This window comes from Variovorax sp. Soil_C_19 (assembly GCF_057657255.1).
In genome coordinates this window covers 30,395-54,361 of sequence record NZ_JBDGIV010000008.1, presented here as the reverse complement: position 1 = coordinate 54,361, position 23,967 = coordinate 30,395, and the positions used below count along the sequence as shown (strand labels likewise).

19 protein-coding genes are annotated in these 23,967 nt (G+C 68.0%); 3 read left to right on the top strand and 16 right to left on the bottom strand.

The annotated features are described in order from the left end of the window. Positions 1–2: 2 nt before the first annotated feature. Together tssK and tssJ are read right to left on the bottom strand one after the other, a co-directional pair. Positions 3–1,394, bottom strand: a complete 1,392-nt coding sequence (gene tssK, locus AC3A6R_RS16930) for a type VI secretion system baseplate subunit TssK (RefSeq protein WP_487864998.1) — start codon at positions 1,392–1,394, stop codon at positions 3–5. Positions 1,395–1,405: 11 nt separating this feature from the next. Further along, positions 1,406–2,098: a type VI secretion system lipoprotein TssJ gene (tssJ, locus tag AC3A6R_RS16925; RefSeq protein WP_487864997.1), complete on the bottom strand. Its 693-nt coding sequence runs from the start codon at positions 2,096–2,098 to the stop codon at positions 1,406–1,408. Positions 2,099–2,205: 107 nt separating this feature from the next. Between tssJ and AC3A6R_RS16920 the strand changes: the two genes are divergently transcribed. Beyond that, on the top strand, positions 2,206–2,712 hold the full coding sequence (locus tag AC3A6R_RS16920; RefSeq protein ID WP_487864996.1) for a hypothetical protein: 507 nt from the start codon (positions 2,206–2,208) through the stop codon (positions 2,710–2,712). 28 nt (positions 2,713–2,740) lie between these two features. On the opposite strand, the gene AC3A6R_RS16915 is transcribed toward AC3A6R_RS16920, so the two are convergent. The 14 genes from AC3A6R_RS16915 to tssB form a co-directional block, all read right to left on the bottom strand. Continuing rightward, positions 2,741–3,562, bottom strand: coding sequence for a hypothetical protein (locus AC3A6R_RS16915; RefSeq protein ID WP_487864995.1), 822 nt, complete (start codon positions 3,560–3,562; stop codon positions 2,741–2,743). Positions 3,563–3,569: 7 nt separating this feature from the next. Next, positions 3,570–4,637 carry a serine hydrolase gene (locus AC3A6R_RS16910; protein ID WP_487864994.1) on the bottom strand — a complete coding sequence of 356 codons (1,068 nt, stop codon included), beginning with the start codon at positions 4,635–4,637 and terminating at the stop codon, positions 3,570–3,572. Positions 4,638–4,658: 21 nt separating this feature from the next. Beyond that, positions 4,659–5,051, bottom strand: a complete 393-nt coding sequence (locus tag AC3A6R_RS16905; RefSeq protein ID WP_487864993.1) for a DUF4150 domain-containing protein — start codon at positions 5,049–5,051, stop codon at positions 4,659–4,661. A gap of 12 nt (positions 5,052–5,063) precedes the next feature. Continuing rightward, complete coding sequence (locus AC3A6R_RS16900; RefSeq protein ID WP_487861957.1) at positions 5,064–5,780, bottom strand: DUF3540 domain-containing protein; 717 nt, start codon at positions 5,778–5,780, stop codon at positions 5,064–5,066. A 12-nt stretch (positions 5,781–5,792) separates the two neighbouring features. Next, positions 5,793–6,890, bottom strand: a complete 1,098-nt coding sequence (locus tag AC3A6R_RS16895; RefSeq protein WP_487864992.1) for a pentapeptide repeat-containing protein — start codon at positions 6,888–6,890, stop codon at positions 5,793–5,795. Then, the gene (locus AC3A6R_RS16890) at positions 6,887–9,619 is read right to left on the bottom strand and encodes a DUF2169 family type VI secretion system accessory protein (protein WP_487864991.1); all 2,733 of its coding nucleotides are present in this window, start codon (positions 9,617–9,619) and stop codon (positions 6,887–6,889) included. The genes AC3A6R_RS16895 and AC3A6R_RS16890 overlap by 4 nt, the downstream gene beginning before the upstream one ends. Positions 9,620–9,629: 10 nt before the next feature. After that, the gene (locus AC3A6R_RS16885) at positions 9,630–12,644 is read right to left on the bottom strand and encodes a type VI secretion system Vgr family protein (protein ID WP_487864990.1); all 3,015 of its coding nucleotides are present in this window, start codon (positions 12,642–12,644) and stop codon (positions 9,630–9,632) included. 16 nt (positions 12,645–12,660) lie between these two features. Next, positions 12,661–15,327: a type VI secretion system ATPase TssH gene (gene tssH / locus AC3A6R_RS16880; RefSeq protein ID WP_487864989.1), complete on the bottom strand. Its 2,667-nt coding sequence runs from the start codon at positions 15,325–15,327 to the stop codon at positions 12,661–12,663. Further along, on the bottom strand, positions 15,314–16,324 hold the full coding sequence (gene tssG / locus AC3A6R_RS16875; RefSeq protein ID WP_487864988.1) for a type VI secretion system baseplate subunit TssG: 1,011 nt from the start codon (positions 16,322–16,324) through the stop codon (positions 15,314–15,316). Before tssG ends, tssH begins: the two co-directional genes overlap by 14 nt. Continuing rightward, positions 16,312–18,075, bottom strand: a complete 1,764-nt coding sequence (gene tssF / locus AC3A6R_RS16870; protein ID WP_487864987.1) for a type VI secretion system baseplate subunit TssF — start codon at positions 18,073–18,075, stop codon at positions 16,312–16,314. Before tssF ends, tssG begins: the two co-directional genes overlap by 13 nt. Before the next feature lie 31 nt (positions 18,076–18,106). After that, entirely contained in the window at positions 18,107–18,538 is a 432-nt protein-coding gene (gene tssE, locus AC3A6R_RS16865; protein WP_487861950.1) for a type VI secretion system baseplate subunit TssE, read from the bottom strand. A gap of 24 nt (positions 18,539–18,562) precedes the next feature. Beyond that, on the bottom strand, positions 18,563–19,051 hold the full coding sequence (locus tag AC3A6R_RS16860) for an Hcp family type VI secretion system effector (RefSeq protein WP_042579186.1): 489 nt from the start codon (positions 19,049–19,051) through the stop codon (positions 18,563–18,565). Positions 19,052–19,265: 214 nt separating this feature from the next. Then, the gene (tssC, locus tag AC3A6R_RS16855; RefSeq protein WP_487861949.1) at positions 19,266–20,747 is read right to left on the bottom strand and encodes a type VI secretion system contractile sheath large subunit; all 1,482 of its coding nucleotides are present in this window, start codon (positions 20,745–20,747) and stop codon (positions 19,266–19,268) included. Positions 20,748–20,760: 13 nt separating this feature from the next. After that, positions 20,761–21,255, bottom strand: a complete 495-nt coding sequence (gene tssB / locus AC3A6R_RS16850) for a type VI secretion system contractile sheath small subunit (RefSeq protein WP_487864986.1) — start codon at positions 21,253–21,255, stop codon at positions 20,761–20,763. 326 nt (positions 21,256–21,581) lie between these two features. Between tssB and AC3A6R_RS16845 the strand changes: the two genes are divergently transcribed. Then, the gene (locus AC3A6R_RS16845) at positions 21,582–23,216 is read left to right on the top strand and encodes an ATP-binding protein (RefSeq protein WP_487861947.1); all 1,635 of its coding nucleotides are present in this window, start codon (positions 21,582–21,584) and stop codon (positions 23,214–23,216) included. After that, positions 23,213–23,962: a response regulator gene (locus tag AC3A6R_RS16840; RefSeq protein WP_487861946.1), complete on the top strand. Its 750-nt coding sequence runs from the start codon at positions 23,213–23,215 to the stop codon at positions 23,960–23,962. Before AC3A6R_RS16845 ends, AC3A6R_RS16840 begins: the two co-directional genes overlap by 4 nt. Positions 23,963–23,967 lie beyond the last annotated feature (5 nt).

The window sequence follows — 23,967 nt, the reverse complement described above, 5'->3', positions numbered from 1 at the left end:
GCCTACCTTCTGACGACGGCGATCTCGGCGCGAAGGTCGCTTGGCGCATCGAGCCACGACAGCGAGATCAAGCCGTCGTGCGTGATCGACTCCCACTGCCGGCTGATCTGCTCGATGCGGAAATAGTGCGAATCCGCGCGCCGCGGCAGCCCTTGCGGCGCCACCGGCAGGTGGATCAGCTCCAGGCCCGGCAGCGCCAGCGAGCGCAGTCTGGGCATCTCGGCGGTTGGCCCAAGCCGGGCATCGCTCGGTATCGCCTGCGCGACCGCGAGGGGAATCGAGTTGCTGCGAATGAGCAGGTAGAAGCGGTTGTGCTCGCTGAAGAGGCGCTTGGGCAGTTCGCCGTTGTAGAGATGGTCGCCTTCGGGCTGGAGCTGCACGATGAATTCGGCGCCCACGGTGATCTCGTTGAGCATGTGGGTGATCAGGGCATGCGTGCGGGCAAAGCAACGCCCGATCTGGCGATGGTCGTAGGCCGGAACGCCGGCGGTGCCATCCTCGGCCTCGCCGAACAGGTTGAAGCGCTGCGAGAACGAGCTCAACTCACCCACCAGTTGTCGCAGCACGCCATAGACCGCCCAGGGGTGCAGGTTCTCGACCTCGCTCAGGTGCTGCAACTGCGGACTGAAGCGGTTCATGGTTCGCAGCGCCAGCAAGAGCACCACGTCCGCTGCGTCAAGCCCCGCGCCGCGGGTCTCGCCCGGGGCCTTGTAGGCCTGAAGCTGCCGGGCCCGGCCCGCGAGCTCGTCGCGGATGTCGCGGACCTGCTGCTGCAGCCACTGCGAGCCCGTCATCGCATAGCAGGGGGGCACGTGGTCCTCGACCAGCCGCACCAGGGCGCCGTCGCGCACCAGCCTGGCGATCGGCACCAGCTCGTAGTCCTGCAGGGCTTCGATCTCGCCGTCCAGGAAGATGCGCAGCACGAACACCAGCGAGCGCACCTGCGCGGGAGGCGCGCTCGAATAGAGGTCGGGTACCTCGTCGCTCGCGTAGGTGGTGGCGTACCGGGTGGGTGCGAGGGCCGCATCGGCGATCTCGTCGACCGTGCTGACGTTCGACTCTGTCGCGTGCAGGCGGCGCAGTCCCAGGTAGACGGTCAGCGGCTCGTCGCCCTGAAACTGCTCCGTCGTGAAGCTCCGGCCCGCGATCACCGCATTGCCCGGGTACTCCACATAGGTGCGGTCGCGAAAGAGAACCCGGGCCGATTGCAATTCGATGCGCTGGTTCGCGATGGCCGCAGCGCCCAGCACGAGCTCGCCCACGCCCCAGAAATGCGGCTGACCGCTCTCCAGCGCCGGCTTGCGCTGGAACTGCTGGTGCAGGTCGGACTGCTGAAAATGCTGCGGCTGCAGGAACATGCCCTGCTGCCAATAGATGCCGGCCTTCTCGTTCATGGAATGGGTGCTCAGAGTTTGCGGGTGGACGGATCGAGGGCCTCGCCGGACCGGGGCGCGAGGTCGATTTCGCGGCCTCCCCCGTCCAGCGGAATCCACGCCGATTCCTTCTTCGGTATCGGGTAGGCATTGAGCATGCTCGCCGAGACGATGCCTTGCGCGCCCAGGTTCAGCCGGATCGCCAGCGGCACCGGCTCGGCGCTGTAGGTGCTCGAGAGCCAGCCCTTGCTGCTCACGGTGAGCGGCACTTCGAAGAGCCGGGCGTTGCCCTCGGCATCGAGCTGGTAGTAGCCGGCCACGAAGCCGACGTAGCGACCCTGCTGCGCCCGGTCGAGCGCGAGCAGCGTGCGCCGGCCCGGCGCCACCACATACCGGCTGAGCTGCAGGAAGTCTGGGCCGGCCTGGCCGCTTGCGAGCACGTGCGACATCCGCTGCGGGTCGGATTTCAGCTTCTGGAAGGCTGCGGCGTCGGTCATCTGGAACACGCTCAGCAGCAGCGTGTGCGGCACGTTCTCGTGGAGGTTGAGATCGGTGGCGGACGTGATCTCGATCAGCACACCGTCTTTTCCTGCCTCCCAGCTGACCTCGGCGCGCGCCTGCCTGGCCGTGTTGCCGCCCATCGCGGAATTGGCTGCCGCGCAGCCCTGCAGCACGGCGACGGCCACGGCACTCAGCGCCAGCGCGGCGGCCCATCGGCGGCTCACGAACGCCCTCCGGCCATGTTGCCGATGAAACAAAGCGCGTGTCGATTCGCAAGGCGCACCGAGGCCCGAGCCCGTACGATGGCGGACCGCTTCCGCCTCGCCCTTGCATGCACTGCCTGCCCTTCTCTCTTCGGTTCGCCTGGACCTCCGCCGTGTTCTGCACGGCGGCCATCGCAGGGGGTTGCGCCCATGCACCCAAGCCCCCACCCGGTGCCGAAGCCCAGCCGGTTGCCACGCCGCCAACCGTGGTACCCGCCCCGACTGCCGTCGGCCCGTTCAGCATCGCTGCGGTGCTCGCGGTGTACCGCACGCAGGTGATGCAGAACGGCACGCGCGAGCGCTGTGGCGTGCAGTTCGCAGCGCCGCCCGAAGCATCGCTGTGGTCGCGGATGTTCTCCTCCGAACCCACTGCAGAAGGCGATGTTCCGCCACCGGCCTTCGCGCCCGAGACCGTCTGCGACCCGGTCGCCACGCAGCGCCTGCAGGCCGCACGCTATCGCGTCACCTTCGGGTTCGACGGCGAGGAATACAGCGTCGATCTTGGCTACGACCCCGGTGCCGCGCTGCGCCTGGATTCGCTCGGGCACGTGATCGGACCCGCCCTGCTGCCCTGAGAAGCTGTGAACCATGAGGGCGCTGGCCTCAGTCGAGTGCGAGCAGCGTGGCATCGGCATCGTCCTCTTCCGTGTAGGGCATCCACAGCACCGCCTCGGGGCGTCCGCGTACGCGTGCGTAGTACGACATGGGCCCGGCCGGCGTGGCGCCGACCTCGTTGCGCAGGGCCCAGCCGGTGAAGGTGCGCCCGGCGCTCTCGAGCTTCAGGCCCGCTTGCCCGTAGGCGATGGTCGATGTCTCGGGCAGGCCACCGCTGGGCCCGGTGGCGTGGAAGTCGATCGAGGCGCCCTCGCCTGCGACGGCGAACATCACGCCTTGCCAACTGCCCGCACCGGGGGCAAGTTCGATCCATTGACCGAGTTGCGCGTTGCCGTGGACCGAGATCCGGTCGGCGCTCGCCGCGGGCCGGCGCCCTGCCCGATGCACGTGCGCGACCAGCTTGGCGGGCCAGGCCGCGCCAGGCGCCAGCACGAGCGCATCGCGCAGCTGCGCGGGCAGCGCGGCACGCGCGGAATCCGACGCGCCTCCCGCACCGGCGTCGTCGGGCCACAGGACGGCGATTCCGAAGTCGCCGCCCAGGGCACTGCGCAGGTTCGCGGCGATCAGGTTGAGGCCGTAGCGCACCGACGGGTCTTCCAGCGCCTTGGCATCGGCAAGCACCAGCCAGAGCGCGGCGCGCCGCGCGACGAACGCATCCACCATCGGTCGCCAATCGACTTCGAGCACCTTCTGCGACGTGGTCTCCCATGTGCCGCCCAGCGCCTTGAGGCCATAGCGCGCGAGCGTGCCGGCCACGGCGGACAGCCGCTGCGGATCGGGGGCGAGCGCGGTGACGGCGACGATGGTCATTGCGCTCTCACGCGGTGCGCAGCGCGTCGGCCACCGCGTTCAGGACCTTGGACGCGGCCGCGCCGAAGGCAGGCGTGCGTGCGTTGCTGGTCTCGCCGCCGCGCCAGTTCAGCATGAAGGCGAAGGTGACCGGCACGTTGTCGAATCGCATCTGCCCTGCCAGGGACAGCGCATGGAAATCTTCCCAGTCGATGCTGCCGCCCTTGCCGTAGGAAATCACGTCCGCGGGCACCACCTGCCACAACGCCGTCGCCTGCGAGGAAACGCGCTTGAACTCGCGCAGGCTGGCCGCCGTGGTGAAGTACTTGCCGGTCAGCACCTGCTGATACCAGTTCACCAGGTCGGCGGCAGAACTCAGCATCGACTCGGTGGGATTGATGACATCGGTCCGCGAGGCAAATCCGCTGCTCTCGCCGTTCTGGATCTTCTGCATGCCGGGCCAGCCCAGGTCGACCCCGATCGGGGCGCCCGCCAGGTAGGAGAACACGCGACGGGTCGAGTCGAAGATCTGCGTGTTCGTGAGGCCCGCCTGCGCGATCAGGCCGCGAACCCGTTCCGGTCCGGCCGCCGCCATCGCGATGTCGGTGGCCGTGTTGTCGCTGCGCGCGATCATGGCGTCCAGCACGTTGCCATAGTTCGATGTGCCGGTGAGTTCGCCCAGCACCGGGCTTCCGAGACTGCGCTGCATGTCGCTCACCTCGCAGCGGGTGGACAGGCCGACGCTGCTGCCCTCGGCCTCGGCCCCGCGCAGGAACTGGGCGAGGATGAAGGTCTTGACCGCGCTCGCTGCGAAGAGCTTGCGCTCGGTGCCCTGCCCCGCAGACCAGGGCGTGAGCGGTACGTCCGCACGCACCATCGCGCCCGCGGTGTCGGGCGCCATGGCCATGAACTCGGTGATCGCCTGGTTGACGGCCGCGGGCGCAGACTGGGCAAAGCTGCTGAAGCTGCTGCCCCCGCCGCCACAGGCCACGAGGGCAGGCGCTGCAATGGCCGCGGCGGCGCTGCGAAGCGCCTGTCGACGGCCGGGCAATGGAGGGGTGTCGGTTGGGGGTTTCTTGCCTGGGTGGAATTTCATGTGGGTTCCTCTGTTTCCGATTCAGCTGACGATGACGACTTTGGATTGGCTTGGTGCGAGCACCGCGCCCACGGCGTTGCCGGCGTTCTGCTTGGTGGGTGTGGCCAACCGAACGGCGGCCTGGCCCTCGAACTTGACCTTCGCGCTGCCGGCGATGAACTCGACTTCGCCCATCACCTTTCCCGACACCGCGCCCCCGGCCGTGCCGAGCTGGTCGCCGTTGGTGAGCGGAATCTTCGAGGCCTTGGTCAGCGCGGGCATGCCGCTCACCAGCACCTTGGTGGCCGGCGAATCGCCCATCGGCGGCACGCCGATGTTCGGAAAGGGCGTGGGCACCGGTCCCAGGGGCGTGGGCACCTGGCAGACATCGGGGGTGGCCAGGCACTGGCCGCCGGCAAGGGTCACTGCGAACATGGGTGGCGCCCTTCAACCGAGGTCGATGCGTTGGCCGTCGATCTTGACGGTGCCTTCGGCGAGCACGGTGGCCTGCCGCGCATGCAGCTGGGCATGGCCTTCGACCTCCCAGCGCGTACGCCCGGCACGCAGGTCGTCGAGTTCTTCGACCGTGCGGAAGCTGCTTCGCACCTTCTGCACCAGGCGGCCGACCTGCGCGCTGAGATCGCGTGCGAACAGCCGCATCTCGCCGACGACCCCGGTGAAGCTGCCGGCCGAGGCATTCGCGTGGCCGAAGCGCAGGTCGCCCCGGGTGGCCTCCAGCGTGAACTGCGGCGTGCGCGCCCGCAGCCCGGAGGACGCCGTGATGCCGACCTCGCGGCCTTCGATGCGAAGGCTCCCCTCCTGCGTCACGAGCCTGGCGCCGCCCGGCAGCTGCAGCGTTGCCTGCGCTGTCGCCGGGCGCGACAGCACGGCCAACACGTGCTGGCGGCAGGGCAGCACGCTCGTCGCGCCATTCCGCGGCTCGGCCAGCGGCATGTCGGACACAAGGCACAGCAGCACCACGTCACCGTCTTCCGGCGCCAGCAGACAGCTGGGCGCGACCTGCGCGCGCTGCTCGCCTTCGCTGCTGCGCACGAACAGCCAGGCACCGGCGCCACCGCAGACGGTGCCTGTGACGAGACGGGGCCCGGGCTCTGCAGCGCGATCGAGCGCGCAGGTCGAGAGGGATGGGTCGTGGTTGCTCATGGGGAGGTGCTCTCAGGAAAGAGTGGCCGGCGTCGGGCGCCAGTCTTCGGCGCGGGCGCGCCCGGCATCGGTTGCATGGCTGCCGCGACGCACGGCGTCGCGCCAGTTCGTGCCGCGCTCGACGACGCGATGCAGGTTCGCGCCGCTGAAGTCGGCATGGCTGCAATCGGCGTCGCTCAGCTCGGCATGCGAGAAGTCGCTGTCGACGAACACCGCCCGCGCCATCTGCGCGCCCTGGCAGCGGGCACCCGCGAAGTTCGATTGCGTTGCGCGCAGCTGCACCAGCCGCGCGGCCACGAGATCGGCACGCGCGAAGTCCGACATCTCGAAGTTGGCTTCGTCCAGCAGCGCGCGCGCCAGACGTGCATCGCCAAAGCGCACGTGCAGGCCCGTCGCACCGCTGAACGCTGCGCCCTCGAGCATCGCGTGCTGGAACTGGGCCTGCCGCAGCTGCGCCTTCGAGAAGTCGGCGCCCGCGAGATCGGCGCGGTTGAACTGCGCCATCAGCAGCACGCAGTTGCCCAGTCGCTGGCCCGCCAGCCTGGCGCCGGCGAGGTAGGCTTGGGTCAGGTCGGTGGCGTCGAAGCGGGCGCTGCCCAGGTCGGCGTCCATGGCGGTGAAGCGCTGCATCAGCGCGCGGCTGAAATCGGTGCCGTCGAAGCGGCACTGGTACGCATCGACGCGCAGCAGCGCGGCATCGGTGAAGCGGGCTGCCGACAGATCGCATCGGTCGAGCGTGGCATGGGTCCATCGCGCGCCTGCGGCATCGACCTCGCGCAGGCTGCATTCGCTCATCGAGATGCGCTCACCAAGCGAGTCGCGCAGCAGCGCGCCTTGCAGGTCGCAGGCTTGCCATTGGGTGGCCGTGAGCATGGCCTCGGCGAGCACGGCCCCGGCCAGCGTGCAGCGCTCGAACACGGCGCCTTCCAGGTTGGCACGCTCTAGCCGCGCCTGTCGCAGGTCGACGTCGCGCCAGTGCACCCTGGAAAGGTCGCACCCTGCGAAGTCGAGTCCGGCGACGCTGGCACCGGCCAGTTGGCGGCCGCCCTGGGCAACTGCCGCCAGGGCGGCGTCGGCATCGGCGAAGGAAGCGGGTCCGGTCGCGTTCATGCCTGTCGCGCCTCGGGCCGGCCCGGGATCTGCATCAGCGTGCCTGTGGTGAGTGCGCCCGCCGTGTGGGCATTCACGATGGCCGAGCCATAGGCGTCGATGGCATGCAGGTTGGCGCCGCCCAGTTGCGCGCCAGCGAGCTGCGCATGGCGCAGCGACGCGCCCATCAGGTTGGCACCGGAGGCGTCGGCAGCGTCCAGCGCGGCGCGGGAGAAATTGGCGCCCCTCGCATTGGCGCGGGCCAGCAGGAGTCCGGCCGCGCGCGCGCCGCTGAAGTCCGCGCCTTCCAGCGAGGCCGACTGCATGGCCGCGCCCTGCAGGTCGACGCCATCGCTCCAGGCCGCGCCATCGAGATTCGCGCCGCGCAGGTTCGCGCCCGCGAACACGCTGCCCACGCCGGCGCGCGCGCCGCGCAGCTTGGCACCGCTGAAGTCCGCCTTCGGCGCCTGCGTGGCATACCACTGCGAACGCTCGGCCTGGACGCAGGCCAGCACGGCGCCTTCCATGAGCGCTCCATCGAAGCGCGCGGCCGTCAGCGTCGCACCTGTGAGGTCCGCGCCCTCGAGCGCGCAGCCGCTGAAGTCGGCTTGTTCGGCTTGCAGGTTCGCGCCACGCAGGCCGGCCATCCGGCTGCCGCTGAAGTCGGCCCTGGCGCACTGGGCGTCCTGCAGGCTGGCGGCGTTGAACGCGCTGCCGCTGAAATCCGCCGCGTTCAATGTGGCGCCTCCGAGTGCGGCACCGGTGAACCGGCTGCCGGCCGCGCGCACCGACTGAAAGCTGGCGTTCGTCGCATCGACGCCCTCGAAGCTGGCCCCCTGCAGGATGGCCTGGTCGAAGCGGGCGCCGGCGAGTCGGGTGCGGTCGAAGCGCGTCTTCTCGAGCGTGGCCGTGCTGAAGTCGGCGTTGGACAGGTCGAGCTCGCTCAGGTCCAGGTCGTCCAGCTTCAGCCCCGCGAAACTGCGGCCCTCGGCCTGCCAGGTGATCACTTCCTCGCGGTTGGTCGGAGGATGAGGCACGGGCGCGGGCGCGAACGCGGGTTCCGGTTCTGGTGCAGGTGCTGCTGGTGCCGCCGCGATGCTCGCAGGCGTTGGGGTGGCCGCTGCGCCGGTGGCCGACGGTGCGCCAGGCGGCGGCAGCGCCGGCGGCTTCGCATCGATCAACGCCAACGCCGGAAACTGACGCATGAAGGAAACCGCATCGTCATGGGCACCGCGGCTGCTCAGGAAGTCAGCCACGTCGTCATGGTCGATGCCGTTGTCGCGCATCACCTGCACGGTGTTCAGTCGCATCTGCCGTGTCTGCGCCTCGATGTCCGCCAGGCTCACGTCGGCCGGCGGCAACGCGCCCTGGCGCCCGCGGATGAACCCGTCGACATCGGCCTGCGTGAGGCCGTGTTGCGCCAGCACGGCCGCGCGCTCAGCCTGCAGCTTCTGCGTCATGGCATCGATCTCGGCCAGCGACACGTCGCGCACCGGCGGTGGAGGCGGCTGCATCATGGCCTCGATCTGCGAGCGCGGGATGCCGTGCTCGGCAAGCAGCCGATCCGTCTGTGCATTCATCTCGGCCGTGAGGCGTTCGATCTCGGCCGATGCAGGGTCGGCAACCACTGCGGGCACCGGGGCGGCCACGTTCGGCTTCGGGGCTTGCCCGGGCGATGCCGAATCGGTCGCACCCGCTGCAACGGGCGCTGCAAGCACGGGTGCTGGTGCCACCGTTGCCGCTGCCGACCCCGCGGCCGCCGGGGGCGGCAATTGGTCGCGGTAGTGCGCATCAGGCAGCGGCGCGTCGCACAACCGCTCCCAGCCCATGACGAGGCAGGCAACGTCCTGTGCCTCCTCGTCGTCGATCTCCAGCGTGCCGCGGTAGAGCACCGCGCCCAGGCCCAGGCCCGGCATCAGCCAGAGCGTCTCGGCACGGGTGGCGATCTCCCTGAACCCGGCCTGTTCGCCTTGGCCGCGGAGCGCCGCGAAGCAGCGACCGCGCAAGGCCGGCAGCGCGCTCTCGATGTGCGGCTGCTCGGGATGCAGATGGCTCAGTTCGATCGCCTCGTCGCCGGCAAAGAATCCGGCCAGTCGCTGGTCCGGCGGCGCGCTCTGGAAGTAGTCGCCGCCCGTGTCCTCGGGCAGGTGCGGCCAGGTCTTCTGCAGCCAGGCCGTGCCGACGGCGCCCAGGTGCCGCTGGCGTTGCGGCGCGCCGCTGTCGACACCCCAGTAGCCGGCCGGCGCCGGACGGTCGCCCATGAAGGCAATCGGATCGCGCGGGTCCTCCACGTTGGGCAGGGCCGGCGCGGCCTTGCCGAGCGCGTTCGCTTCGTTGCCCGGGCCGCCGAAGGCGTTGGCCGGCACGAGGGGCATGCGTGTGAAGGGCGCGGTCGCCGACATCGTGCCGAGTGCGCTCCATTGCCGGTCGCCATGGACGATCAGGGGCTTGACCAGGCTGCCGACGCGCGCGCGCACCGCGAGTTCGGTCACGGCATTGGCGCCGGGCGCACAGGCCTCGCCGTAGATCAGGAACTCGGCCTTCGGCTTCGGGTAGCCCTCGTCGAGCACGGCCGGCGCGCCGGGCGCCTGCGCCAGTCGCTGCCACAGCTCGGTTTCGGGGCGCAGCGCATCGAGGCCCGCCGACGCCAGCGGAAACAGGGCCACCAGGCCGACGGCCAGGCGGTCCTGTGCCTGCCATCGCAGCGCGCGATGGACGACCGCCATGTTGTCGGGCTTGATGATCTTCATGGTCGAGGTCTCAGCCCAGCTTGACCAGGGCGCCGTCGAGGCTGACGCCGAACGACTGGAACTTCCCCGATGCGGATCCGCTTGTGAGCTCAAGGCCCTGATCGCTGGCCTTCCACCCCGAAACACCAAAGGTCAGCGAGGCCGAGCTGCTGTCGATGCTGATGCGCCGGGTCGCCGAGGCAACGTTGTTGGCCGCCACGCTGATCCGCACCTTCGGCGCAGCCAGGTCCAGGGCATCCGCTTCTGCCTTCACCGTGCCCTGCTTGGACTGCAGGCTTGCCGTGTCCTTGCCCACCGAATAGGAAAAGCCCGTCAACCGGTTGCCGACGACGTTGCCCAGGTGGCCCGTCGGCGCATCGAACTCGAGTTCGTCGGCAGACAAGTGAATGCGCTTGGCGCCCATGGTTATTTCGCCCCCGGTCGGCGGATTCGCATTCCAATCGGTTTTCTTTTTTGCCTGGATGCTCACGCCCTTCGAGGGCGACATGTCGAACTCGCAGTGAACATCGAGCGCCTGCATGGGTTGGAACGCCGGTATGCCCGCGTCGGGGCCATTGACCGTCTGCTTGATGCCGTCCACCCCCAGGCTCATCTCACTCATCAACTTGAGGTCCTCGATCTCGGCCTGCAGCTTTCTTGCATAGGCCTGCATCAAGGCCATCGCGGTCACATTGGAAACTGCATCCAGCCCGAACTTGCCGATGATGCCGGGCCAGCCCTGCAGCGTCTGGCGATCGGGGTTCGAAGAGGCGGCGTGTTCGGCGGCGCGCTTCTTGTACTTGTCCTCGATCTCTTTTTCTTCGGCGAGCCGCCATGCCAGCCTGTCGGCGTCGGTCTTGACGTCGGAAGGAATCAGCTTGTTCTTGAGACCTTCCTTTTCGCTCGCCTCGTCCTTGGCCTCGTCCTCGGCGAACTTGGCGTCCCTGGCCTCCTGGTCCTTCTTGGCCTGTTTCTGCTTCGAGCCCAGTGCAGCCCCGCCGGCGCTCGCGTTCACCGCCATGCCGAAGGCGGTGGACTGCGCGAAGTTCAGCGCCGTGTAGGCAGCGATCATCGCGCGCAGCTTCTGCTTCGACTTCTCGAGTGCGGCAGAGGTGGCCTCATCCTCGAACGCGCCGGCCTGGATGGTTGCCGTGTCGTTGGATTTGCCCCCGAAGGAGCGCGACAGGCTGACCCCGCTCGAGTCGTCGATCGAGAGGTTCTTGAGGCCGTCCGAGCCCTTGAACGCGCCCATGGCGGGAAGCGTCCCCAGACTCATCGACCAGCTGATGCTGGAGGACGCGCTGATGCCGATGCTCGTACCCATCGAGACAGCATTCGAGAAGGCCGCGCCGATCGACGCACTGGTACCGAGCGAGAGTGAATTCGACGGCCCGAAGCTCATCGCGTTGTTGTTGCCGAAGGACACCGCGTCCATGCCGCCGGTGGTGGCCTCGTAGATGCTGCCGCCGCCCTCGGGATGAACGGAGCCGATGCCGATGCTGCTCTTGTGAAAGGGCGAATGCAGCCAGATCACTTCCTTGCCCTTGGTGTCGGCCATCAGCACCTGGTTGCCGCCCTTGGTGCTGATCAGGTTGTCCTGCGGGTTGCGCTGGTCGACCACGTTCGGGTTCTGCGAATTCGGCACTGCGCCGACGATCACAGGCTGGTCAGGGTCACCGTCGGTGAACGACAGCAGCACCTCCGCGCCCTTGTGAAGCGGAAAGTGCATGCCGTGATCGCTGCCCGCGTAGGGCGAGGCCATGCGCACCGGCGCCGAGCCCTTGGCCGCACCCTTCTCCGTGCGGTCGAAAGGAATCTGCACCTTGTACTGGCCGTAGGCGTCGAGCTCGGCGTAGTCGCCGCTGCCCTCGGCGTCGACCGTGGCGTTCATGATGCCCGCCACGCGCGGCTTCGGCGTGGTGCGCGAGGGACGGAACTGGGCCGCCGCCGGCAGCGCGAGGAAGCTGTTGCGATAGCTGGTGTGGCCCTCACGCTCGTCGAAGGGGGTCTTCAGGCCCGCCAGCAGCGCGCCCGCCTGCGAGCCTTCATGCGTGATCTCCGTGACCAGGTAGCGGCCGTTGAAGTCGTCGCGGTAGTGGTGCGACAGGTCCATGAAATAGCCGGTGCGCAGGCCCACGGCGGTGGATTCGCCACTGAATACGCGCTCGCCGCAGCGCAGTTCCTGCGCACGGATGTTGGCGTAGCGCTGCCCCTCCTCCTCGGTGCGGAAATTCTCGCCATACAGCATCTCCTCGCCGATGCCGTTGGCCGCGACCTCGACTTGTGCCACCAAGGGCACACCCGCGCGTCGGTGGTTGTAGTCCTGCAGCACCAGGCTGCGCGGCAGCGGTCGCGTGCGACAGACGAAGCCCTGGACCGAATCCGGCGCCAGTCCGACATCGAGTTCGTCGGCCGGCCGGTAGTTGACCGCCACCGCCTGGGCGGGTTGGGCGATCTTGCCGTCGAGCAACACCAAGCGGTCGGCGCCATCGACCTGTTCGAAATAGTAGTAGATGCCCTCGCGCTCGAACCACCGCGAGACGAAGTCCAGTGGCGTCTCCTGGTACTGGCAGACATAGCTGAGCGGGCGATAGCGCTCGATCAGCCTGAATTCGTAGTCGTTCGCCGGGCTGAAGCGCGCGCCCTTCAGGATCGCCTCCACGATCTCCGGAATGGTCTGCTCGTGCAGGTAGACCTCGGAAGACCGGCAGAGCGAGAGTTGCCACAACCGCGGCACCAGCACCGCACGGTAGAAGGTGAAGCCGCCAGCCTGGTGCAGCTGGTCGAACTCGGCCAGCACGCCCGCATACGGGGTGGCCTGCGCGCGGCCGTCGGGCGCGAGGATGCGCAGCTCGGCCTTGGCGGCGAGCACGCGCGCGAGGTCCAGCTGCGCGTTGTCGGAGACGAGCAGGAGTTCGAAGCGGTAGGGCTTCGAAATGGCCTCGAAGCCGCTCATGCGCACGACCGCGAAGGTGTCGCTCGGGCAGGCCGCGCTTGCGAACTCGAAGCGGCGGTCGGAGGGAAGGCGATCGGAGAGGGTGCGCATGGCTTGGACTCGTGGATCAGGCGGTGGCCTCGGCATCGAAGCGCACCGTGAATTCGCCCGCGGCATCGACATCCAGATGAACGGTGCTGGCAGGCTCGCCGCTGCCCATGCGCTGCAGCATCTGCTGCGACATCAGCGGCAGCACCTTTCCGCGCAGGATGAAGTCGATGTTGCGGGCACCCGTCTCCACCTCGGTGCAGCGCGCCGCAATGCGCTCGACCACCGCGTCGGCAAAGGTGAAGCGCACCTTGTTGTTGTGCGCCAGCCGCAGGGCGATGCGCTCGAGCTTCAGGCGCACGATGCCGCCGAGCGCCTGGGCGTGGAGCGTCACATAGGGCACGATGGTCATGCGCGCGAGCAGTGCGGGCTTGAAGTGGCTCGACAGCAGCGGCCGGATCGCAGTGGCAAGAAGGGCCGGATCGACCGGATCGTCGCCCTGCGTCATCTCGGTGATCACATCGGTGGCGAGGTTGGAAGTGAGGAAGATGACGGTGTTGGCGAAGTCGATCTCCTTGCCCTCGCCATCCGACAGCATCCCCTTGTCGAAGACCTGGTAGAACAGGTTGAGCACGTCCAGGTGGGCCTTTTCGACCTCGTCGAGCAGCACCACCGAATAAGGCCGCTGGCGCACCGCTTCGGTCAGGAGTCCGCCTTCGCCGTAGCCCACGTAGCCCGGCGGCGAGCCGATCAACCGGCTCACGTTGTGGCGCTCCTGGAACTCGCTCATGTTCACGACCACGGTCGACTTCTCGTCGCCGAACAGCAGGTCCGCGACAGCCAGCGCGGTCTCGGTCTTGCCGACCCCCGAAGGGCCGACCAGCAGGAAGACGCCCAGCGGCTGACGCGGATCGTTCAGGCCCGAACTCGCGGTCTTGACGATCTCGGCCACCTGGTCGAGCGCGGCGTCCTGTCCGCGGATGCGGCGCTTGAGCGCATCGGCCAGGCCCAGCGCGGTGCTCGCGCGGTCGCGCTGCATCTTGCCGACCGGCACGCCGGTCCAGTCGGACACCACCTTGGCCACCACCTCGGGATCGACATCGATACGCACCAGCGCGTCGCCGCCCTGGGCGCGGGCGAAGGCCTGCTCGGCCTGGACCAGCACGGCTTCGAGCGCCTGCAGCGCCGGCGCCTCGGGCAATTCTCCTTGCTCGCCCTGCTCGCGCCGCGCCGCGCCGAAGGCCGCGCGCGCGTCGCGCAGAACCTGGGCGGCGGCGCGCTGTGCCTGCCAGCGCGCCCGCAGTTCCTCGGCCTCGGCCGCGAGCGTGCGCATCTGCGCGTCGATGTCGGCAAAACGCCCGGCATCCACGGGCTGGCGATGATCGACGTCCTGCCGCAGGCCGCGCGCCTCGCGTTCGAGCGCCTGCATGCGCCGTTCGGTGTCCTCGAGCCGGTCGGGCTTGGCGTGCTGCAGCACCTTGACCCGTGCGCACGCGGTGTCGAGCAGGTCCACGGCCTTGTCGGGCAATTGGCGGCCCGTGATGTAGCGGCTGGAGAGTTCGGCCGCGGCCACCAGCGCGTCGTCGCGGATGGCAACCTGGTGCACCTCCTGGTAGCGCTCGCGCAGGCCGCGCAGGATCTGTATCGCGGTGGCGACATCGGGCTCGTCGAGCTTCACGAGCTGGAAGCGGCGCGCCAGCGCAGCGTCCTTCTCGAAGTACTTCTTGTACTCGGCCCAGGTGGTGGCGGCGATGGTACGCAGCTCGCCGCGCGCCAACGCGGGCTTCAGCAGGTTGGCCGCATCCGACGTACCGGCCTGCCCGCCTGCGCCGATGAGCGTGTGCGCCTCGTCGATGAAGAGAATGATCGGCGTGGCCGAGCCCTTGACCTCCTCGATGACGCCCTTCAGGCGATTCTCGAACTCGCCCTTCACGCTGGCGCCCGCCTGCAGCATGCCCATGTCCAGGCCCAGCAGCGTCACGTCCTTGAGCATCTCGGGCACGTCGCCCTCGACGATGCGCAGCGCCAGGCCCTCGACCACCGCGGTCTTGCCCACGCCTGGATCGCCGACGCAGATCGGGTTGTTCTTGCGCCGGCGCGCGAGGATGTCCACCATCTGGCGGATCTCGGCGTCGCGGCCGAAGACCGGATCGATCTTGCCGGCGCGCGCCTTGTCGGTGAAGTTCTCGCAGTATTTGGCGATCGCACCGGCCGGCGCGCCGCCTGCACCGCCTTCGACGCCTGCGCCCTCCCCCACGGCCGAGGGATGGCCCTCGATCGAGCCGGCGCAGACGCTGGGGAACTGCGCGAGCAGGGTCTCCTTGTGCAGCGGGCGCAGCAGCGGCCCCAGGGCGCCGCCGGCATAGAAACCCGCGCGCGCCACCAGCGCGGCGAGCACGGCGCCGGAGCGGATGAGCGTCTGCCCGAGGTCCACCGACCCCAGCAGCCAGGCATCCTGCAGCAGCTCCAGCAACAGCGGCGAGAACGCCGGCCGGCCGGCATTGCCGGTGCGCATCTCCTCCAGGACGCGGTCGACGCCGTGGCGAAGGACGCCGGCATCGATACCGTTCTGGCGCAGCAGCAGTGACAGGTCCGCCTGCGGCTCGTCAAGCAACCGGTGCAGCAGGTGTTCGAGCGTAATTTCGTAATGGCCGCGCGAGATGCACAGGCCGGCTGCGTTCTCGAGCGAGGACTTGCAATGGTCGTCGAGGCGGCCGACGAGCGGCTTGAGTTCAACCAGCAACATGGGGAGTGGTCCTTGTAGGGGAAGTGAGGGGCGCCGCAAGGCGGAAGCCGACGGCCGGCTGGTCGCCGTCCCGCGCACCGGGCAGCCAGGTGTCCAGGCCCAGGCGCGACCAGACCGGCGCACCGAGACGTGCCGTGCGTCCCTGGTCCTTGCGCAGCCTGAGTTCGACAGCCACCTGCAGCGGCCGCGTGAGATAGAAGCGCACCAGAAACTGCAGCCGCCGATGGCCCGCCGCACCCGGCAGCAGTTGCTGGAAAAGCGCCTCCGGCAGTTCGGCGAAGACCAGGCACAGCAGGTTGTCGCAGTCCTCGACCTGCACGCCGAGCGGGCAGGTTTCACCCAGTGCATGGGCCTGCAGCCCAAGCCGCAGGCGCTGGTCGTCGGGTATCGGCACCCAGTTCGGCACGCAGGACTCAACCTCGACAGCGGCCGGCGCAAAGGCATCGGCCAGCAGCATGCGAAGCCCCAGCACAGAGCGCGTGCGCTGCGCGAACAGATTGAGATGGCGCAGCAGGCTCCCGGCCTCGGGCGCCAGGCTCTCGCGCTGCGCGGGCGAGCCCAGGCCGGCGAAGGCGTACAGGGTGTCGAGCGCTTCCGGGTCCTGATCCTCGACCACGCGCATCTGCAGCCGGTACTTGCGCCAGGCATCGAACAGCTGCGGATAGAGCGAGCCGTGCAGGATGTCGAGGAAGTCGCGCCGCGCGTGGCGGCCCTCGCGCTCGTCGTCGAGCAGGTCTTCGGTGTAGAAGGTCGGCAGCGGCGATGACACACCGTAGAGGCCGAAGAAGCTGGCCGTGACGCGGTAGGCGTCCTCGCTGCCGTCGGCTGCGGCACCCCGCATGCGCTCGATGCGCGCGATGTCGTTGTCCGGAAACCCCAGGCTGAGATGGGGCCGCACGCGGATGTTGCGCGCCCCGGCGCGGCGCAGAAGGCGGATCGCCTGGAAATAGCCGTAGTTCGAGGCCCGAGCGCGCAGATCGTCTTTCAGAGCAGGCATTGCCGTCCCAGTCTGGCCGGCCATTCGAAGGCCTCGCCCGTGTCGATGTCGCGCAGTTCGAGCCTGGTGTAGGCGTTGATGGTCGCGTAGTCGCCCAGGAAGCGCTCGATCACGCAACCGAAGACATAGAGGCCGCCCAGGCTCGCGAAGTGGCTGCTGCGGCAGCCCAGGCGCAGCCGCTGGCCGCTGAGCATGCGCCGTCCGATCAACCGCGTCTCCGGCTCGGCGAGAAGCGACTCGATGCCCGCGATGCGGTGCCGGTTGGCGATCTCGCGGCCATGGTCCTGTCGCTCGGAGAAGATGTACAGGCCCAGCATCATCTTGAGGTTGGCCGCATCGGCCAGCGACAGGAAGTTCAGCGAGATGTGCGAGATCATCCGCCACAGCAGGTGCTCGTCGGCCGGCGGATCGAGCTGCGGCGTGACCGGCCGGATGTTGCGAAAGGACAGCCGCTCGGGTGAGCTGCTGGTGGGCTGGCTGATGTCGCCGAGCTTCAGGCTCTCGGGCAGCTCGTGGTTCGTGCAGGTCAGCGAGATCGACAGCGTCTCGCTCGCCAGCGGCTGGTGGCGCGGGGTGGCGATCGACATGAACAGGTCCTGGCCGCGGCCCACGGCCGAAGCGCGGCGAGACAGCGAGTAGCTCGCCGGTGCCTGGTTCGCCTGGTTCGCCTGGCCCGGCAGGCCGGCCATGCCGAAGGGCAGGTACACGCGCTCCTCGCCCGCACCCTGCACATAGCCGACGACGCGGTCGACCGAGAAGATCTGGTAGTGGCCCTTCTTCTCGTTCTCGGGCCGCACGCGGTACTCGCTCGTGCGGTGTTCATGCGGGATCGGTTCGCCGGGGTGTTCGAACAGGTTGAGCACCGGCACCACATTGAGCTGAAAGCTGTTGTCACGCAGCTCGGGCGCCCACTCCGGCAGGTCCGTGAGCGTGAGCCAGACGCTGAATTGCTGGCCGGCGCGTGCGTCACCCCAGCGCTCGAACCCGTCGAGCTCGATGAACAGCAGCTTCTCAGGCAGCGCGAAATATTCCTGGATGACGCGAAACCCCGAGAAGGCATGCTGCGGATAGGCCAGCATCTCGTGATCGAAGCCGGCGCATCGAAGCGCCTCGCGGCCGAGTGGGAAGCGTTCGCCGCCCTGTTGCGGGCTTCCGGCGGCGACTTCGACCTGCGCCACGCGGGTCATCAGCAGCATCAGCAGGTTGCTGGCCTGGGCAAAGCCCGCGCCCAGGAAGAGCCGGATCCGCCCGCGCCGCCATTGCGAGAGGTCGATGCCCTGCAGCGCGAAGTCCAGCCGCAGCGCGGGCGCCCGGCCCGCATCGTGCACAAGTTCGAAGCCGCGCAGCGCGAGTGGCTCCACCTGCAGTGCATGGCTGAGCCGAAAGCGGCAGCGCGTGCCATCCACCGGCAGCGAGGCGAGCTCGCTGCCCGCGGGCACCTGCACCGCCTCGGTGAGCGGGGCCTTGGGCTCGAACACCACGAGCGTCGCCGCCGGCACCGGCCGAAGGTAGTGCGGGAACAGCTGGTTGGCGAGCTCCTGGAGCAGCTCCGGAAATTCGTCGTCCAGTTTCTGCCTGGTGAGGCCGTTGAGGAAGGCCACGCCTTCGAGCAGCCGCTCCACGTCCGGATCGCCCGAGGGCTCGGCCAACATCGGCGCCAACGCCGGGTTGGCGCGTGCGAAGTCCACCGACAGCGTGCGCAATTGCTGCAGCTGGTCCTGGTAGTAGCGAAGAAATGTGGCTTTGCTCATCTCGTCTGGGGGCGCGGTTCGCGCGAGGCGGTCAACGCCTCAGTGCATGGTCGGGCACGCTGACCTTGCCGTTGCTGCCGACGATGGTCGATAGTTGCAAGGGGATCTCCTGGCCGTCCACATCGAGCCGCCCATCGACATCGAAGCGCAGCGACATCGGTTCGAGCGGATCGGCACGCAGCCTCACCTGGGGCGCACCCAGGCGGGGCTCGTAGCGCAGGATCACCTGCCGGATGGCGACTTCGATGTCGCGCACCGATCCGGCCGAGAGGCCGCCCGCGAGATTGGTGAAGTCCGGCACGCCGAAGTGCGGATCGAGCGGGACGCTGCCCTGGCGGGTGTTCAGGATGCAGCGCAGGTGCGCGATCACGGAGTCGATCAGCAGGCTCGCCCCGGCGGCAGCATGGCGCTCGGTTCCGCTTTCCCAGCGGGCCACGCGTTCGAGCAGGCGGAATTCACTCACGGCACGCGATCAGCCGCCGTCCGCTCAGGACTTCGGCGCGAGCCAGGAATCCTCGGCTTCGATGCCGTCGGGATTGAAGGTCCAGGTGATCTTCTCGTAGGTGAACGCCACGTCTTCCATGTGCCCCATCTGCTTGTTCTCGGGGTTCAGGCAGTTGGGCGTCCAGGAGCGGATGCTCGTGAGGATGGCGTTCTCGAGCTTGACCGTGTAGTACTTCTCTTCGGTGCCCTTGGGCGAGATCCGGTAGAACTCGAGCTCCACCGACTTCATCTGCTCGCCCGAGGTCAGGGCCTGGAACAGCTTGGGCGAGGACTTGTCGATTTCCTTGGTCAGCGTAGTCGGGCCGTGGACGCGCTTGCCGGTAGGCAGGCCGGTCTGCGGACTCTTGGGAATCTCGATCGTGTGCTCGACGGCCTGCACGAGGATTTTCCCGTCATGGCCCTTGACCTTGGTGGAGCCTTCGATCTTTCCCTGATTCTGACCTTCGAGGGTGAGGTAGCACGGCATCGGCATTTGAATACTTTCGTTGTTCGGCAATTCGTGCCGACGTTAAAACCCCGTCAATTCGAAGAATGCGTTCGCATAATTCGGATTTGAATCGCGGCCTGGGGCAGAGTTATTGGCTGCGTTGGTCTCAATTGTGTTGGGGAGCGGCTACCGCAGTATTTCCTTTTGGGCCGTCCAGGTTACCCATGCAACATGGACGGGCCGCTCCTGCAATAAAGGACTAATTCTTTTCGAGCTTGCCGACCAGCGACAGTGTGAAAGACGCGCCCATGTACTTGAAATGCGGCCGCACCTTCAGATCGACCCGGTACCAGCCCGGCTCGCCCTCGACGTCGAGCACGTTGATCTCCGCCTGGCGCAGGGGACGGCGGCTGCGCACGCCCGCGGCCGGGTTGTCCATGTCGGCCACGTACTGGCGGATCCAGAGGTTGAGCTCCTTCTCGAGGTCGGCGCGCTCCTTCCACATGCCGATGTTTTCGCGCTGAATCACCTTGATGTAGTGCGCCAGCCGGCTCACCACGAAGATGTAGGGCAGCTGGGTGCTGAGCTTGTAGTTGAGCTCGGCCTCCTTGCCCTCCTTGCTCTGGCCGAAGAACTTCGGCTTCTGCGTCGAGTTGGCCGAGAAGAACGCCGCGTTGTCGCTGTTCTTGCGCATCGTCAGCGCGATGAAGCCCTGCTCGGCCAGCTCGAACTCGCGCCGCTCGGAGATGAGGATGTCGGTCGGGATCTTGTTCTGGATCGCGCCCATCGACTCGTACGAGTAGATCGGCAGATCGGACACCGTGCCGCCGCCCTGCGGCCCGATCACGTTGGCGCACCAGCGGTAGTCGGCGAAGCTCTCGGTCAGTCTCGAGGCAAACGCAAAGGCCGCGTTGCCCCAGAGAAAGTCCTTGTTGCCGCCGGTCACGCTCTCCTGGTAGTTGAACTTCTTGCTCGGCACCGTGTCGGCCCCATAGGGCGTGCGCAGCAGGAAGTGCGGCAGGGTCAGGCCCACGTAGCGCGCGTCCTGGCTCTCGCGGAAGGCATTCCACTTGACGAACTGCGGGCCCTCGAACACCGACGACAGGTCCTTCAGGTTCGGCAGCTGCTCGAAGGTGTCGATGCCGAAGAACTGCGGCCCGGCCGCCGCGATGAAGGGCGTGTGCGCCATGGCAGCGGTGCTGGCGGCGTACTGCAGGAGCTTGATGTCCTGCGCCCCGGGGCCGAACTCGTAGTTGGCCACGATCGCGCCGAAGGGCTGTCCGCCGAACTGGCCGTATTCGGCCGTGTAGAGGTTCTTGTAGAGCCCCGACTTCGTGACGTCCGCGGCGTCCTCGAAGTCTTCCAGCAGCGCCTGCTTGCTGACGCTGAGGATCTGGATCTTCACGTTCTCGCGGAAGTTGGTGCGGTCGACCAGGAACTTCAGCGAGCGCCAGGCAGACTCCATGGCCTGGAATTCGGGATGGTGCAGGATCGCGTCGACCGCGCCGGAGAGCCTCTGGTCGAGCCCCGCGATCATGTCGTCGACGGTCGCCTGGGTCACACGCTCGACCGCGTTCTGCGGCTCGAGCAGGTGCGAGATGAACGCCTGCAGTCCCTGGCGGGTGATCGGATAGGCATCGTCGCCGGGTTTGACGCGCGCGGATGCGACCAGTTCGTCCAGCAGCGAGGCAGCGGCGGCGGCAGGCGCAGAGGCGTCCGGCTGGGCTTGTGTTTTTTCCATGGCGGGCCTTCCGTTACTTTTCTTCGATGCCGAGTTCGCCCAGCAGGCGCGCGCGCACCTGTTCGTCCTGGACCAGCTCCTGCACGCGCTTGCGGAAATCGGGGATGTTGCCGAGCGGCCCCTTCAGCGCCTTGAGCGCGTCGCGCAACAGCAGCAGTTGCTGCAGCTCGGGCACCTTCCCGACGAGAGCATCGGGCGAGAAGTCGTCGATCGACTCGAAGCTCAGCTTGACCGGCAACTGCGCGCCCTCGGGGGCCTTCGGGTCGAGGTTGCTGTCGATGCCGATGCTGAGTTCGAGCTTCTGGGCCTTCAGCACGTCGTTGAAGTTCTCCTTGTCGACCGACACCGGCCTGGTGTCCTCGACGGCCTGATCGGTGGCGCGCCCCGTGAAGTCGCCCAGTACCAGCAACTTCAGCGGCAATTCGACTTCCGACTGCGCATCGCCGACGGCGGGGCGATAAACGATATTGACGCGCTCCTTGGGAGCGACTGATCCATCGGCTGCCATGGAAATCTCCTGAAATAGGTTGAGTGACCCAACGCAAAAAGCCAGAGGAAAAAACGCCCCATGCATTTCACACAAGATGCCATCGAAAGTATTCATTTCAGTGGCATGCGACGTTGAATGCCGTGCGTTTCCGGAGCGACGAAGTTTCGGGTTAAAAAGTGTTTCCCCGTTAGTCGATGCATCTCAAACTCTTGTCAATTCGTCTCAACCGTTAATTGGCTGACCGAGTGCGGTTAAAGTCCGGCCGCAAAATGCAACCGTTACAGATGAAAGAACCGGGGTCCCCGAAATTGCGCCCGCCCGGTGTGTTGGCCGGCTGCGCCGCCTTGTCCTTTCTGCTCGGCCTGTCCTACTACCTCCCCGCCCATGCCGGCCCGGGGATGGCGGCCGACCCGTCGCTGTCGACGCTCGCCTGGCCGGCGCCCGCCATCGGCGTGGCGTTGCTGTGGCGCCGGCATGTCCGCGAGTGGCCGCTGTACCTGCTGCTGGCCGCCGGGGCGCTGGCGCTGGCCGGCGCGCGTGCGCCTTCGACATGGTCGGCGGTCAACGTCATGCTGGCCGCGCTGGCCCTGCTCGCAGTCGCGCTGGGCGCCTGGCTCGGACAGCGCTGGATCGCGAACGACGGGCACCTGGATTCCTCGCGCCGCCTTTTGCGCTTCACGCTACTTCTGCCGGTGGGCTGGTCGATGCTGCATGCGGCGCTGGTCGCCACCCTGCTCTGGTGGGGCAGTGCGGCCGAATGGCTGGCGCCCTGGCGAGGTGTCTACGTTGCCAATGCGGTGGCCATGCTGACGCTGGTGCCCGCACTGCTTGCCTGTGGAACACCAGCGGCCAACACGGTCTTGCGCGAGCGCAGCAACTGGTCGCCGATCGCGGCCACCTTCGCCTGCCTGGCGCTGGCGCTGGTGCCCGGCATGCACGACGAAGTGGTGCGCACGGCCCTCTCCCTGCCGCTGTGCTGGGCCGCGGTGCGCAGCGGCATGGTGCTGGTGGCCCCCCTGAATGCGGTGATCGCCATCGGCATGGTCGGCCTCACGCTGGCCGGCTTCGGCCCCTACGAGGAATTCGGCTACGGCATGTGGACCCTGCAGGTCGACCTCATCGGCATTGCTGTTTTGTCGCTGCTGCTCGCGGTCTCGATCGGCGAACGCCAGCGCATGGCGGCCCGGCTCGACCAGGCACGTCGCTTCGAATCGCTCGGCTTTCTGGCCGGTGGCGTGGCCCACGACTTCAACAATGTGCTGGGCACGATCCGCGCGTGTGCCGAAATCGCCGGCGAGCGCATTCCGCCCGACAGTCCGGCCCAGGCCGAACTGGCGCAACTGGGCCGCGCCACCGACCGTGGCATCGACATGACCCAGCAGATCCTGCTCGCCGCGCGCCAGGGCGATCCGAAGCGCGAGCGTGTCGACCTCGGCGCACTGGTCGACGAGGCGATCGAGATGGCACGCCCGCTGTGCCCCGCGCACATCCGCATCACGCGCGCACCCATGGCCGAACGCGCCCGGACGTTGTCCGCACCCCTGGTGCTGGCCCATCGCGGGCAGTTGTTGCGGGCGGTCCAGAACCTGTTGCGCAACGCGGTGCAGGCAGCGCGGCAGCAGGTCACGCTCACGGTCGGCGCGCACAGCGCCGCGGCCCGGTGCGACGTCCGCTTCGACATCGTGCTGGGCGACCAACGCGCCGGGAACGGTGGCGCGCACGGCTGGGTGGAGGTCGTGGACGACGGCCACGGCATCGCCGCAGATCACTGGCCGCACCTGTTCGATCCGTTCTATTCCACACGCCAGGCGCAGGGGGGCTCGGGCCTCGGGCTGGCGATCGTGGCGGGCGTGGCGAGCGGGCACGGAGGCTTCGTCGGCATGGCCACGGCGCCAGGGCACGGCAGCCTGTTCCGGCTCGAAGTGCCGTTGTTCGACACCGCCGGCGCCGAGCCCCCACTGGAAAGACCATGCGCATGAAGATCGAAGCCACGAACCCGCAACCACGCGGGCCCGTCCTGATCGTCGACGACGACGGTTCACTGGCCACGCTCCTCGGCAGCTACCTGGCGGGCCATGGCATCGAGAGCCACGTGACCCGCAACGTCAAGGAATCGCTCGAGGCCGTCGAGCAGCGCGACTACACCATGGTGCTGCTCGACCTCGGACTGCCCGACGGCGACGGCGTGGACCTGACGCGTCATTGGCGCCAGGAACACCGGTTCCCGATCATCTGCATGAGCGGGCGCGAGGACGAAGCCGACCGGGTCATGGGGCTGGAACTCGGTGCAGACGACTATGTGGTCAAGCCGTTCTCCTTGCGGGAGATGCTGGCGCGCATGCGCGCGGTCTGGCGTCGCACCGATGCAATCCGCAGTCCGGTGACGCGCGGCAAGCATCCGCGGGCCTACCGGTTCGACGGCTGGGAGCTGAATCTCAACACGCGCCGCTTGCGGTCCGGCGAGGGCCGCGAGGTGGCGCTGTCGCCGAGCCAGTTCAACCTGATGGTGATGTTCCTGGGCGCGCCCGGAACGATCGTCACGCGCGAGCAGCTGATCGAAAGAACGCGCGCCTTCGACGACGTGTTCGATCGCTCGATCGACGTTCAGATACTGCGCCTGCGCCGAAAGATCGAAGCCGATCCGAAGCGTCCCGCGCTGCTTCGCACCGAGCGCGGCGCGGGCTACTACTTCGACGCGCTCTGCGTCGAGGCCATCTGGGACTGAGCGCG